Origin of the sequence: Pseudomonas mendocina (assembly GCF_900636545.1) — a bacterium.
In the GTDB taxonomy this organism is placed as follows: Bacteria; Pseudomonadota; Gammaproteobacteria; order Pseudomonadales; family Pseudomonadaceae; genus Aquipseudomonas; species Aquipseudomonas mendocina.
Window position 1 is genome coordinate 3100413 of sequence record NZ_LR134290.1, and the last position, 13623, is coordinate 3114035.

Genomic DNA, 13623 nt, shown 5'->3' on the forward strand with positions numbered 1-13623 from the left:
TATCCCTGTGGGAGGGGCTTTAGCCGCGACATCCCGCCCCGGACTGCATCCGGGCTAGGGGCATAACCACAAGACTCAGCTGTATCACTGACTGCCACCCACCAATACCAACAATCAAGTATCGGGGAGTCGTTCCATGTTCAAGAATCTCAGCCAGCATTTCGGCCAGGACGGCCTTGCTCCTACCGACAAGTCGCATCGCAGCCTCGGCCTGGGCGGCACCATCGCCCTGTGGCTGGGCGCCAACGTGGTGGTCACCACCATCCTCACCGGCATGCTGCTGGTACCGGATCTGAAATTCACCCAGGCCATGCTCATCGTCTTGATCGGCTCGGGCATCGGCATCCTGCCGCTGGTGTTGGTCGGCCTGATGGGCCAGCGTTCGGGCCTCACCACCATGGTGCTGGCACGCGGCAGCTACGGCTCGCGCGGCGCCAAGCTGCCCTCGCTGGTCAACCTGCTGACTCTGCTGGCCTGGAGCTGGATCCAGGCGCTGCTGGCCGGCATGAGCCTCAACTATGCAGTGGAGCACCTGACCGGTTACTCCAACCTGCCGCTGTTCACCATCCTCTGCGAAACCCTGGTACTGCTGATCGCCCTGCGCGGTCATCTGGGCATCGAGCGGGTCGAACGCTGGGCCGCCATCGGCATGCTCCTGCTGGCCGGCGCGGTATTCTACGTGATGGGACAGAAGTTCGACTTCACCAGCCTCCTGGCCATGCCGACCGAGCCGCGTAACCAGATCACTCCCGGCATCGCCTTCGATATCGTCATCGCCACCGCGTTCTCCTGGATTCCACTGGCCGCCGACTACAACCGCAACTGCCGCAGTCAAGGCGTGGCGGCGGTCGGCACCTGGGTCGGTTATGTAGCCGCCACCCTGCTGGCCATGGGCCTGGGCGCTACGGTGTCGGGCTTCTCGGTACTGACCGGCATGGAGCAGACCTATGACCCGGCGGTGCTGCTGGCCGGTTTCGGCTTCGGTCTGCCAGCGGCCATCGTGGTGTTCCTCTCGGTGATGACCACCAACGTCATGTGCGTCTACAGCGCCTCGCTGTCGTACCTCAACATCAGCCCGAAAACCCCGTTCTGGAAACCGGCACTGGCCATCGGCGTGCTGTCGATTCTCGGCTCGCAGATCCCCGGCATCCTCGACAATTTCCAGAGCTTCCTGCTGGTGATCGGCAGCGTGTTCATCCCGGCCTTCGCCGTGCTGATCGCCGACTACTTCCTGATCCACAAGGGCGACTACGCGGTGGACGAACTGCTCAGCGAAGACGGCGGCCGCTACCGTTACCTGAACGGTTTCAACCCGGCGGCCTTCGTTGCCTATGGCCTGGGCGCGGTGCTGGCCTACTACTGGGGCTGGGTCTCGCCGCTGGCCTGGGGCGCTTCGCTGCCGGTGTTCCTGCTCACCGCCGCCAGCTATGCCGTGCTGCGTCGCTGGGTGCTGGTGCCACGAGCACAGCTGGCGTAGCGTGATGACAATCGTGGCGGGTTGCACCCGCCCTTCCCGCCATATGAATCTATAGGGCGGGTGCAACCCGCCAATGAGGCAAGTCCCCGTCATGAAAATCGTCAGTCGCGACCGCTGGTTCGAGGTGCAGCACCGCCACGACGGCATCTGCCTGATCCACGAGCCTTACGTACGCCCCTTCTATCGCTGCAACATGTGGCATGTGCAGGGGCGCGAGCATGACGTGCTGATCGACTCCGGCTCCGGGCTGGTAAGTCTGCGCGAGCAACTGCCGTGGCTGACCGAAAAGCCGCTGCTGGCGGTCGCCAGTCACTGCCACTTCGACCATATCGCCGGGCATCACGAGTTCGATGAGCGTCTGGTGCATCCGGCCGAAGCCGATATCCTCGCCGCGCCGGACGGCGCCAATACCCTGGCCACGGATTACGTCGGCGACGAGATGTTCGAGGCGCACCCGGATTGCCCGCTGTGCTACGCCGAATACCGCGTGCGAGCAGCGCCGGCCACGCGCCTGATCGAGGATGGCGACGTGCTGGATCTGGGTAATCGGGTCTTGCAGGTGCTGCACACACCCGGCCACTCACCGGGTGGCATTAGCCTGTGGGAAGCAAGCACGCAAACGCTGTTTTCAGGCGACATCCTCTACGATGGCCCGCTGATCGAGGATGCCTACCATTCGAACCTGGAAGATTACGCGCGCAGCCTGGCACGGCTGCGCGAACTGCCCGTACGCACCGTGCACGGCGGGCATTTCGCGAGTTTCTCGGGGCAGCGGATGCGCGAGCTGATAGACGCCTGGTTCGACGCCCGTCGGCTCATGTGACGGGCTTCAGCGACGCTGACGCGCCTCACGGCGCAGGCGCTCCTGCTCGGCTTCGCTGATACGAATCGGCTGAGGTTGCGGGACGAGGCCAAGGGCCTGCAACAGGGCTTGCAGTTGTTCTTGCAGCTTGGCGAGCATGGGTACGACCTCCTGCCAAGTAAAGGGAAGAGCCAGCGGCTCACTTATCAGATTAGGCCGGACAAACCGGATTTCAACCAGGCCCGGTCAAATTACCGGGCTCTTGCGCCGATAGGGGAACACGTCGATCACCTTGCCTGCGCGAATCGCCTCCTGCAACTGCTTCCAGTAATCAGCTTCGTACAGATTGCCATGCAGCTTGCTGAATAGCTGCCGCTGCTTGATGTCGGCGAACAAAAACGGCGGGAACTCCTCGGGGAACACGTCCATCGGCGCTACCGAATACCAGGGTTCGGCGCTCATCTCGTCCTCGGGGAAACGCGGCGGCGGAATGCGGCGGAAGTTCACCTCGGTGAGAAAGCAGATTTCGTCGTAGTCATAGAACACCACACGGCCATGGCGGGTGACGCCGAAGTTCTTCAGCAGCATGTCGCCAGGGAAGATATTGGCTGCTGCAAGCTGCTTGATGGCCAGGCCATAGTCGTCCAGCGCTTCGCGTACCTGCGCCTCATTGGCACTTTCCAGGTAGAGGTTGAGCGGCGTCATACGCCGCTCGGTCCAGCAGTGACGTACCAGCACGGTGTCGCCCTCCACCACCACGGTCGAAGGTGCCACCTCCAGCAGCTCGGCCAGACATTCAGGCTCGAACTTGGCCTTGGGGAAACGGAAATCGGCGAACTCCTGGGTATCGGCCATGCGCCCGACGCGGTCGACGCTTTTGACCAGGCGGTACTTCTCGATGACCGTGTTGCGGTCCACCGTCTTGGCGTGGGCGAAACGGTCCTTGATGATCTTGAACACGGTATTGAAACCCGGCAGGGTGAACACGCTCATGACCATGCCACGCACACCCGGCGCCATGATGAAGCGGTCGTCGGTACTGGCCAGATGGCCGATCAAGGCGCGGTAGAACTCGGACTTGCCGTGCTTGTAGAAACCGATCGAGGTGTACAGCTCGGCGATGTGCTTGCCTGGCAGGATGCGCTTGAGAAAACCGACGAACTCGGCAGGTATGGCCACATCCACCATGAAGTAGCTACGGGTGAAGGAGAAGATGATCGACACCTCCGCCTCGTCGGTGATCGCCGCATCGGCCTGGATGCCCCGCCCTTCGCGGTGCAACAGCGGGATCGCTAGCGGCCACTGCTCCTCACGGTTGTAGATGCGTCCGATCAGGTAGGCGCCCTTGTTGCGATACAGCACCGAGGAAAAAAGCTCGATGCACAGCTCCGGGTCCTTGCACACCCAGTCCGGCAGGCTGGCACGCAGTTGTTCTTCCAGGCGCTGCAGGTCACGAGGCAGGTCCTCGTAAGGCACATCGAAACGGTAATCCTCGAAGATCGCCTGCAGCGTCGCATGCAGCTCGCCAGCAGGCCGATAGCTGCGCGTCTGCGCAGCGCTGGGCTGGTTGCGCAGCGAGGGGCGGGTGGTATGGATGAACATGCAGCCATCGCTGATCTGGTCATGGCTGAACAGGCTGCAGAAGATCGAGTTGAACCAGGTTTCCGCCAGCTCGTCGTCGAAGCGCAGGTCGATCAGGCCGATATAGGCACTCTTGACCAGCGGCCACAGGTCCACGTCCAGCAAGGATTGATCGAAGCCGGCGAGCAGACCTTCGCGGGTCTGCGCCACCTTCTCTTCATACAGGTTGATCCGCGCCGCCGAGGCCTGCTGCGCCTCCTGCCACTGCGCCTGCTCGAAGCGTACGCGGGCTCCATCGGTGATCTGACGAAAATGCTCGCGGTAATCGTCGAAGCCGTCGAGGATCAGGCGAGCGATCTCGCCGGCTGGCCATTGTTGCCCCATACATGTGCCTCGTCCGTACAGTAGTCAGCCGAGATTAGCCGACAACGCTGGCCTGGATGCAACCGGGAATCGCCAAACCTCCACGATTGCTCATCGCGGCTGAAGCCTCTCCCACAGCTTCGCTGCAGCAGCGCCCTGGCCAAACATTCGAAAGCGCCATGCGGATTGCCAGAACCCCGCCTAGCGGCAACACTCTCGGCCCCACCCTGCCGGATACTTCGCCTTGCGTACCGCCGACCTGCTCCGCCTGCTGCTGCTCGCCGCCATCTGGGGCGCCAGCTTCCTGTTCATGCGCGTTGCCGCACCGGTCCTCGGCAGTATGCCGACCGCGTTCTTTCGCGCCAGCTTCGGCACGCTCGGGCTACTTGCCGTGCTTATGCTGCTGCGCAGCAATTGGGACTTTCGCGGCAAGCTGCGCATCTGTTTGGGCCTGGGCGTGATCAATGCCGGCCTGCCTTCGGCCATGTACTGCCTGGCGGCGCTCATCCTGCCGGCCGGCTACTCGGCGATTTTCAATGCGACCACGCCGTTGATGGGCGTATTGATCGGTGCGCTGTTCTTCCATGAGGGCATCACCCCAAGCAAGGCGGCGGGCGTATTTCTCGGCCTGCTCGGTGTGGCGGTGCTGACCCGCACCGGGCCGGTGGCCTTCGACCTGCAACTGCTGCTCGGCGCCGGCGCCTGCCTGGTAGCCACCACCTGCTACGGCTTCGCCGGCTTCCTGACCCGGCGCTGGATCGGCCAGCAGGGCGGCCTGGACAACCGTCTGACCGCCTTCGCCAGCCTGGCCGGGGCCAGCCTGTTCCTGCTACCGCCGTTCATCGGAAGCCTGGCGCTGCAACCACCGCCCAGCTGGGGCGGCCTCGAAGTATGGCTGTCACTGGCCGGTCTTGGCCTGCTCTGCACGGCGTTCGCCTATGTGCTGTATTTCCGCCTGCTGGCCGATATCGGGCCGATCAGGGCCAGCACCACCACCTTCCTGATTCCGCCATTTGGCGTACTGTGGGGCGCCCTGCTGCTGGATGAGCCACTGAGTTGGGACTACCTGCCCGGCTGCGTACTGATCGCCCTGGCGCTCTGGCTAGTGGTCAGGCCTGGCGTAGCCAAGGCGTAGGCTGCGCTACGCGCACTGAGCGCCTCCATGAAAAAGCCGCCCGAAGGCGGCTTTGCTCGCAAGAAAATCAGGTCTTACTGCTGCAATTCCTGTTCGGTGAACAGATCGCTGAACAGCATGCTGGACAGATAACGCTCCCCGGAGTCCGGCAGGATCACCACGATGGTCTTGCCCTGCATATCCGGCTTCTCGGCCAGACGCACCGCCGCCGCCATCGCCGCGCCACAGGAAATCCCGCAGAGGATGCCTTCCTCGCGCATCAGGCGCAGGGCCATGGCCTTGGCTTCGTCGTCATCGACCTGCTCGACCTGATCGACCATCGCCAGGTCGAGGTTCTTCGGCACGAAGCCTGCGCCGATGCCCTGGATCTTGTGCGGGGCCGGCTTGACCTCGTCACCCGCCAGGGTCTGGCTGATCACCGGCGAACTCACCGGCTCCACCGCTACCGAGAGGATCGGCTTGCCCTGGGCCTGCTTGATGTAACGCGAAACGCCGGTGATGGTGCCGCCGGTGCCGACGCCGGAGACCAGCACGTCGATGGCGCCTTCGGTGTCGCGCCAGATTTCCGGCCCTGTGGTCTTTTCGTGGATGGCCGGGTTGGCCGGGTTTTCGAACTGCTGCGGCAGGTAGTAGTCAGGGTTGGCGGCCACCAGCTCGTTGGCCTTCTCGATCGCGCCCTTCATGCCCTTCGCCGGCTCGGTCAACACCAGCTCGGCGCCCAGGGCCTTGAGCACCTTGCGCCGCTCCAGGCTCATCGAGGACGGCATGGTCAGCACCAGCTTGTAGCCACGTGCGGCAGCGACGAAGGCCAGGCCGATGCCGGTATTACCGGAGGTCGGCTCGACGATGGTCATGCCCGGCTTGAGCACGCCGCGCTCCTCGGCATCCCAGATCATGCTGGCGCCGATGCGGCACTTGACCGAATACGCCGGATTGCGCCCCTCGATCTTGGCGAGGATGGTCACGCCTTTCGGTCCCAGGCGGTTGATCATCACCAGCGGCGTATTGCCGATGGCCTGGGAGTTGTCAGCGAAAATGCGGCTCATGGTCCCTTCCTTAGCAGGTGAAATGACGAACAAGAGCATCAGCCTATGCCCAGGTGCGACAGCAGTCCAGCCGAACAGATCGGCGTGAGCGTAGTCCATCGAAGATAACTGTCCGACAGACGCTGCCATGAAACGACGCTACAGCTGGCCCCTCAAAGCCCTGCTCATCCTGGTCCTGCTGCTAATGGCCGCGCAGCTCGCGCTGCCCTGGCTGATCCGTGACTACCTCAACGACAAGCTCGCCGAGATGGGCGACTACCGAGGGCATATCGCTGATATCGACCTGGCCTGGTGGCGCGGCGCCTATCGCATCAACGAGCTGACCATCGTCAAGGAGACGGGCGATGTGCCAGTGCCGTTGCTCGATGCCCCGCTGATCGACCTTTCCGTGAGCTGGCCGGCGCTATGGCGCGAGCATGCGGTGGTGGCCGAGGTGTTCTTCGAGCGGCCGCAGTTGAACTTCGTCGATGGTGGCGATAATGACCAGGCCACCCAGACCGGTGCCGGTACCGACTGGCGCGACCAGTTGAACAAGCTGCTGCCCATCACCCTCAACGAACTGCGGGTGATCGACGGCCGCATCAGCTTTCACAACTTCACCACCGATCCCCAGGTTGAACTGAGCGCAGACAAGGTCAACGCCAGCCTATACAACCTCACCAATGTCGGTGACGAACCAGGCGACCGCGTCGCACACTTCGAAGGTCGGGCGCTGTTGCTGGAGCACGCGCCACTGGAAGCCGAGGCGACCTTCGACCCATTCGAGCAATTCGAGGATTTCGAGCTGCGCCTGCGCGCGAAGGACATCGACCTAACACGCTTCAACGACTTTGCCCGCGCCTACGGCCGCTTCGACTTTAAGCGCGGCAACGGCGACCTGGTCATCGAAGCGCAAGCCAAAAATGCTCAGCTCAACGGTTACATCAAACCCCTGCTACGTGATGTCGAGGTGTTCGACTGGGAGCAGGACGTCGAAGATGAAGATAAAGGCGTCCTGCGCTCCATATGGGAAGCCATCGTAGGGGGCAGCGAGACACTGCTGAAGAACCAGCGCCGCGACCAATTTGCCACCCGTGTCGAACTCAGCGGCAGCGTGCACAACCAGCAGACCAGCGCATTCCAGGCCTTCATCGCCATCCTGCGTAATGGTTTCGTCGAAGCCTTCACGCCCCGCTACGAACGCCCGCCACCTCAGCAAGACGGCAATTGAGCTGTAGTCGCAAGCAGCGGTGACTGCCCATTCAGTGACTGAATACTGCGTCTGCGTTCACAGCCACCGGAGCTGCGCGTTATAGTCGCGCTCTGAATTTCTGCTGCGGGCCGGCCCCGCGCGTTACCGTTCCGAGGATTTTCCGATGAAGTTCGAAGGCACCCAGTCCTACGTCGCCACCGACGACCTCAAACTCGCGGTCAACGCCGCCATCACCCTGCAGCGCCCGCTGCTGGTCAAGGGTGAGCCGGGCACCGGCAAGACCATGCTCGCCGAGCAACTGGCCGACGCCTTCGGCGCCAAGCTCATTACCTGGCACATCAAGTCCACCACCAAGGCGCACCAAGGCCTGTACGAATACGATGCGGTCAGCCGCCTGCGCGATTCGCAGCTCGACTCGGACAAGGTTCACGACGTTCGCAACTACATCAAGAAAGGCAAGCTGTGGGAGGCGTTCGAGTCCGACGAGCGCGTGATCCTGCTGATCGACGAAATCGACAAGGCCGACATCGAGTTCCCCAACGACCTGTTGCAGGAACTCGACAAGATGGAGTTCTACGTTTACGAAACCAACGAGACGATCAAGGCCAAGCAGCGCCCGATCATCATCATCACCTCGAACAACGAGAAGGAACTGCCGGACGCCTTCCTGCGCCGCTGCTTCTTCCACTACATCGCCTTCCCGGATCGCGACACCCTGAAGAAGATCGTCGACGTGCACTACCCCAACATCAGCGGCGAGCTGGTGGCAGAGGCGCTGGATGTGTTCTTCGACGTGCGCAAGGTACCGGGCCTGAAGAAGAAGCCCTCGACCAGCGAACTGGTGGACTGGCTCAAGTTGCTGATGGCCGACAATATCGGTGAAGCAGTGCTGCGCGAACGCGACCCGACCAAGGCGATCCCGCCGCTGGCCGGTGCTCTGGTGAAGAACGAGCAGGATGTACAACTGCTCGAGCGCCTGGCCTTCATGACCCGCCGCGCTTCTCGGTAAACATCGGGCGGCTGCGCGTCGGCCAGGCTGCGTTGAGAGCAGGCTCGCAATGCTCATGTACAAAAGTACACTGCGCTTGCTCGCCTGCTCTCGCCTTGCCTGGCTCTAGCTCGCTCGCCCTTCCTCCGGCGCGGGCAGTGGCCACAGGCAGTCACAGACTTTCATGAGGGCATAAGCATGCTGCTCAATTTATTCAACGAAATGCGCGCGGCCAAGGTGCCGGTGTCGGTGCGCGAGTTGCTCGACCTGATCAACGCGCTCAAGCACAACGTCGTGTTCGCCGACATGGACGAGTTCTACTACCTGGCGCGGGCGATCCTGGTGAAGGACGAACGTCACTTCGACAAGTTCGACCGTGCCTTCGGCGCCTACTTCAAGGGCCTGGAAAACCTCAATGAACACATCGAGGCGATGATCCCCGAGGAATGGCTGCGCAAGGAATTCGAGCGCCTGCTCACCGATGAGGAAAAGGCGCAGATCCAGAGCCTCGGCGGCCTCGATAAGCTGATCGAGGAGTTCAAGAAACGCCTCGAGGAGCAAAAGGAAAAGCACGCCGGCGGCAACAAGTGGATCGGCACCGGCGGCACCAGCCCGTTCGGCTCCGGCGGCTACAACCCGGAAGGCATTCGCGTCGGCGATGCCGGCAAGCGCCAGGGCAAGGCCGCCAAGGTGTGGGACCAGCGCGAATACAAGAACCTCGACGATCAGGTCGAACTGGGCACGCGCAATATCAAGGTGGCGCTGCGCCGCCTGCGCAAGTTCGCCCGCCAGGGCGCTGCCGAAGAGCTGGATCTGGACGGCACCATCGACCACACCGCCAAAGACGGCGGCCTGCTCAATATCCAGATGCGCCCGGAGCGCCGCAACACGGTCAAGCTCCTGCTGTTGCTGGATATCGGCGGTTCGATGGACGCCCACGTCAAGGTCTGCGAGGAGCTGTTTTCCGCTTGCAAGACCGAGTTCAAGCACCTGGAATATTTCTACTTCCACAACTTCATCTACGAGAGCGTGTGGAAGAACAACATGCGCCGCACCAGCGAGCGCACCTCGACCCTGGACTTGCTGCACAAGTACGGCGCCGACTACAAGGTGGTGTTCGTCGGCGACGCGGCCATGGCGCCCTACGAGATCACCCAGGCTGGCGGCAGTGTCGAGCACTGGAACGAGGAAGCCGGCTACGTCTGGATGAAGCGCTTCACCGAGAAGTTCAAGAAAATCATCTGGATCAACCCCTACCCCAAGGACACCTGGAACTACACCGCCTCCACTGGCCTGGTGCGCGAACTGATCGAAGATCGCATGTACCCGCTGACCCTGCAGGGGCTGGAAGACGGCATGAAGTACCTGTCCAAGTAAGACTTCAAGCAGCGATGAAAAACGCCGCGAACCCTGCACAGGATTCGCGGCGTTTTTGTAGCCCGGATGCAATCCGGGTACTTATGAACCTCGGCCCCGGATTGCATCCGGGCTACGCAAGATTCGAACTCAACGCTTGTCCGCGTCGTCCGGCTTGTTCAGGTCCATCACCGTCTGCGCCGGGGCCTGTACCGGCTCCTCGACCTTGGCCTCGGCTGGCGCTGCCACAGGAGCAGCCGGTGCACTCGCTTCTTCGCTCGGCGTGTCCTTCTTGCTCAAGCCGATACGCTTGAACAGCCAGCCGACCACCACCACCGGGATGAACCAGAACTTCTTCAGCAGTACCAGCAGCATGGCCAGCAGGCCGGTCTTGGCAGCCACCTTGCCGGCTACCAGTGCGCCCAGGCCATAAGCGGCCACGGTGTCCAGATCGGGATCGAACTCGGCATAACGCTGACCGGGGTTGAATTCGGTAGCAGCCAGCACGGCTGGTACGTTGGCTTCGATTTCAGCCAGCTGGTCGATGTTGGCGACGAAATTCAGCACCAGCACACCCTTACGGCCCAGCACGCGGATGTTGTAGTTGAGGGTATTGGTCTCGCTGTCACCGAACTTCAGCTCCTTGGCCCAGTGCAGTTTCTTGCCTTCGGCATCGTAGCGGGGCGCAGCGGCCCAGCCGACCAGCTGTACCGGCTCGTAGCCATTCTCTTCACGCCAGGTGTTGGCCTCGCGCATGTCGGCCTGCATATCCTTGAGCATGTCGCCGTAATCGATATCGGCGGCGTCCTCGTCGGACACATAACCGCTGTCTTCGTACTCGACGGTCACGCCCCAGGACTCATCGGCCAACGGTGACACACCGGCCGGCAGGATCATGCCCAGGGGCGGGACGTCGTCTGGCGGGTTGCCCCAGCCATCGACCAGCAGACGCTGGGCATTCTCGCCATCGAGGAACACCAGAGAATCGGGCAGATTGAGGGTAGCCAGGTTGTTGCCAAGCACCACTCGCCCGGTCTTGAACTCCAGGCTGGCAACGAATTCTTCGGGGCTGATGTACTGCGCCGAATCGTCACTCTCGGTGACCTCCTCGCTGACCGTAGCACTCTCAGGCTCTGGCTCGGGATTGGCGTATACAACGGACGTGAACGGCAGGACGGCAGCCAGCGCGGCGGCCAGGATCGAATCCTTGATCGACATGGAAACTCCAGTGCAACAGGGTAAGAGGTAAATGTAACGCGGTATTACATTAACACACCCTATCCCTGGCTTCAGGCGAACCAGCGCACCTTTTTGTGGCCTGCCATCCTGAAGGCAGTGGCTCCCGGCGGTTTATCGTGCTCAACGCCAGTGGCGTTGCTGGGCACGCGTGGTCCGCCCTACCCCGAACATCAAGCCGAACATGAGCACCAGCAGCTCAGCCAGCCAAGCCAATAGCAACGCGCTGATAACACCCCAGAGGATTGCATCGGGGGTGAACAGCACCTGATAGCGGTAAGCCTGCAAGGTTTCCTGGAACAGCTCGTGATCGGCGCCAGTCGCCAGGTGCCAGGCCTGGGCGTACCAAGGTCCCTGCATGGCCTGCCACTCGCGTTCAAGCAGTGCCGAGCGCTGCACCAGGTGCCCGACGCTGTTGGCATCGCTGCGCATCACCGGGTCGTCGCTGACGCGGTAGTGCGCCACCAGCGCATCCATGTCGCCCTTGAAGAACTTCTGTGCGGTTTCCTGAAACCCCTTGAGACTCTGTTGCGACTCCAGGCGATGGGCCTCGACGCGCTTGGCATAGTCATCGATGAAGCCCGGCACCTGTACGCCAAGCAACAGGCCGAAGGCGAACAGCGTCAGACGCAGGTAGCTTCTAAGCATGGGATCAGGCCTTGCCGTGAGTGATGCATTCGCCGCGGCGCCATAGGCGCCACTCGCCCGGCTGGTACAGCGACCATTGTTCGTTGTCGGTCAGAGGTTCAGTGGCGATGACCGTCACCACATCGTTGGGTGTGGTTTCCGACTGGAAGTCCACCTTGAGATCGGCGTCCTTGAGTTGCGCCGGACCGAAAGGGGCGCGCCGGGTGATATGCGCCAGCTTGGTCGAGCAGAAGCTGAACAACCAGTCGCCATCGCTGAGCAGGCAATTGAACACGCCGAGCTGACGGTAGCTGGCGCAGGCTGCGACCAGTACCGGCAGGAGCATTTCCACCGAGACCGGCTCTGGGAAGGCGCGCCGCACGCGGTTGAGCAGGTCGCAGAAGGCAGCCTCGCTATCGGTCTCGCCCACCGGTCGATAGAAACTGGTGGAGCCTTGCAGACCAGCGAGCTGACCGTTGTGCGCGAAACACCAGTTGCGCCCCCACAGCTCGCGGCTGAAGGGATGGGTGTTGACCAATGAAACCTGGCCGACATTGGCCTGGCGGATGTGGCCGATCACCACCTCGCTCTTGATCGGGTAGCGCTGTACCAGTTGCGCCACCTCGGACTCACTGCTTGCCCGCGGGTCTTGGAACAACCGCAGGCCACGCCCCTCGTAGAAACCGATGCCCCAGCCATCACGGTGCGGCCCGGTGCGGCCGCCACGCTGCATCAGCCCGGTAAAGCTGAAGACGATATCGGTGGGGACATTGGCGCTCATGCCGAGCAATTCGCACATCGAATCAATTCTCCTTGCCGAGTATCAGGCGCAGACGCTCGGCTTCGTCCTGCAGACGCGCGTCGAGTCGCTTGCGGCCCTGCGGCAGAAAACGCACCAGCAGTCGCCAGAGCAGCGCCGGCAGGTCACCCGGCCGTCGCGGAATCAGGTGTAGATGAAGATGGGGCACGTGCTGGTTGGAATCCGGACCATCGTTGATCAGTATGTTGATGCCGTTGACACCGTAGCCGGCCTCACGCAACGCACTGGCGATGCGCTCCGACAAGGCCAGCAGGCGCTCGCGAACCGCTGCCGGCAAATCACGCAGGAACGGCGCATGCTGGCGACTGACGATCAGCACATGGGCCGGACGCATGGGAAAGATATCCAGTAGAACGATGAAGTCATCGTCCTCGTAAAGCCGATGAGCGGGTAGCCGACGCTCGGCAATGGCACAGAACACGCAATCCATCGAGCCTCCCTTGCACAAGGCCATCATGCTGAACGCACGGGCCAGCAGGCGCAAGGGGGCAAATCAGATACGCGGCTCCATACGGCCGCTGCGATCACGCCCGTAGTCGCGAACCGGCAGATCGTCGTCCTCTTCCATGCGCTCGCGCAGGGTGCGCGAGTCTTCGTCAGGCTCGGAGACCGCCTGGCCATTGCGGTTCTTCCACCAACGCTCGATGGGCCAGCGCACGGCGACGAACAACAGGTATACGGCCAGCGCAATGAGGCTGTAAAGCGCCAGATCGGCGACAGCACGCCAGGCGTTGTTGCCAACCTTGAGCAAAACGTCCATGGCGGTGACCGCCAGTGCGGGCGCGAACAGCTCACGCGTCGGATCGACGATGGTCGGGCTGAACAGCAGCACAGCGACCAGCACGGCGAGCGGCTCGCGCAGGTAGCGCCACATCCAACTGGTCAGGCGCATCCATACCAACAGGCAACCCAGGGCAGCGAAGCCGTAGGCCGCCCAGGCCAGGAGGTAGTCGTTTTCATTCATCATAAGCAGGCGCCGGCGTGGCAGGTCTGGCAAAGG

General features: G+C 62.4%; 14 protein-coding genes. 6 read left to right on the plus strand and 8 right to left on the minus strand.

All coding sequences use genetic code 11. The annotated features are described in order from the left end of the window. Window positions 1-136 precede the first annotated feature (136 nt). Window positions 137-1477, plus strand: a complete 1341-nt coding sequence (locus tag EL191_RS14300; RefSeq protein ID WP_041980930.1) for a purine-cytosine permease family protein — start codon at window positions 137-139, stop codon at window positions 1475-1477. Between the two features lie 91 nt (window positions 1478-1568). Continuing rightward, window positions 1569-2300, plus strand: a complete 732-nt coding sequence (locus EL191_RS14305; protein ID WP_041980929.1) for an MBL fold metallo-hydrolase — start codon at window positions 1569-1571, stop codon at window positions 2298-2300. 6 nt (window positions 2301-2306) lie between these two features. Here EL191_RS14305 and EL191_RS24660 read toward each other — a convergent pair whose 3' ends face one another. Together EL191_RS24660 and aceK are read right to left on the minus strand one after the other, a co-directional pair. Continuing rightward, entirely contained in the window at window positions 2307-2438 is a 132-nt protein-coding gene (locus EL191_RS24660) for a PA1414 family protein (protein ID WP_017362870.1), read from the minus strand. Between the two features lie 87 nt (window positions 2439-2525). Further along, on the minus strand, window positions 2526-4244 hold the full coding sequence (gene aceK / locus EL191_RS14310) for a bifunctional isocitrate dehydrogenase kinase/phosphatase (RefSeq protein WP_041980927.1): 1719 nt from the start codon (window positions 4242-4244) through the stop codon (window positions 2526-2528). A 223-nt stretch (window positions 4245-4467) separates the two neighbouring features. Here aceK and EL191_RS14315 point away from each other — a divergent pair, with 223 nt between their 5' ends. Continuing rightward, window positions 4468-5358, plus strand: coding sequence for a DMT family transporter (locus EL191_RS14315; RefSeq protein ID WP_041980924.1), 891 nt, complete (start codon window positions 4468-4470; stop codon window positions 5356-5358). A 74-nt stretch (window positions 5359-5432) separates the two neighbouring features. Here the strand turns inward: EL191_RS14315 and cysK are convergent, their stop codons facing one another. Then, window positions 5433-6404 (minus strand): cysteine synthase A, encoded by a 972-nt coding sequence (gene cysK, locus EL191_RS14320; RefSeq protein ID WP_041980923.1) that lies wholly within the window; start codon window positions 6402-6404, stop codon window positions 5433-5435. A 127-nt stretch (window positions 6405-6531) separates the two neighbouring features. Between cysK and EL191_RS14325 the strand changes: the two genes are divergently transcribed. The 3 genes from EL191_RS14325 (at window position 6532) to EL191_RS14335 (ending at window position 9961) form a co-directional block, all read left to right on the plus strand. Continuing rightward, a complete protein-coding gene (locus EL191_RS14325) occupies window positions 6532-7614 on the plus strand; it encodes a DUF748 domain-containing protein (RefSeq protein WP_013716164.1) in 1083 nt (360 codons plus the stop codon). Between the two features lie 145 nt (window positions 7615-7759). After that, the gene (locus EL191_RS14330; RefSeq protein WP_017362874.1) at window positions 7760-8605 is read left to right on the plus strand and encodes an AAA family ATPase; all 846 of its coding nucleotides are present in this window, start codon (window positions 7760-7762) and stop codon (window positions 8603-8605) included. A gap of 177 nt (window positions 8606-8782) precedes the next feature. After that, window positions 8783-9961, plus strand: a complete 1179-nt coding sequence (locus EL191_RS14335; protein ID WP_041980921.1) for a vWA domain-containing protein — start codon at window positions 8783-8785, stop codon at window positions 9959-9961. Between the two features lie 129 nt (window positions 9962-10090). On the opposite strand, the gene EL191_RS14340 is transcribed toward EL191_RS14335, so the two are convergent. The 5 genes from EL191_RS14340 to EL191_RS14360 form a co-directional block, all read right to left on the minus strand. After that, complete coding sequence (locus EL191_RS14340) at window positions 10091-11158, minus strand: DUF2167 domain-containing protein (protein ID WP_041980920.1); 1068 nt, start codon at window positions 11156-11158, stop codon at window positions 10091-10093. Between the two features lie 141 nt (window positions 11159-11299). Beyond that, window positions 11300-11824: a DUF2937 family protein gene (locus tag EL191_RS14345; protein ID WP_041980919.1), complete on the minus strand. Its 525-nt coding sequence runs from the start codon at window positions 11822-11824 to the stop codon at window positions 11300-11302. 4 nt (window positions 11825-11828) lie between these two features. Next, window positions 11829-12602, minus strand: coding sequence for a class II glutamine amidotransferase (locus EL191_RS14350; protein ID WP_041980918.1), 774 nt, complete (start codon window positions 12600-12602; stop codon window positions 11829-11831). A 4-nt stretch (window positions 12603-12606) separates the two neighbouring features. Next, window positions 12607-13053: an HIT family protein gene (locus EL191_RS14355; protein ID WP_026042122.1), complete on the minus strand. Its 447-nt coding sequence runs from the start codon at window positions 13051-13053 to the stop codon at window positions 12607-12609. A gap of 63 nt (window positions 13054-13116) precedes the next feature. After that, a complete protein-coding gene (locus EL191_RS14360) occupies window positions 13117-13590 on the minus strand; it encodes a hypothetical protein (RefSeq protein ID WP_017362877.1) in 474 nt (157 codons plus the stop codon). Window positions 13591-13623 lie beyond the last annotated feature (33 nt).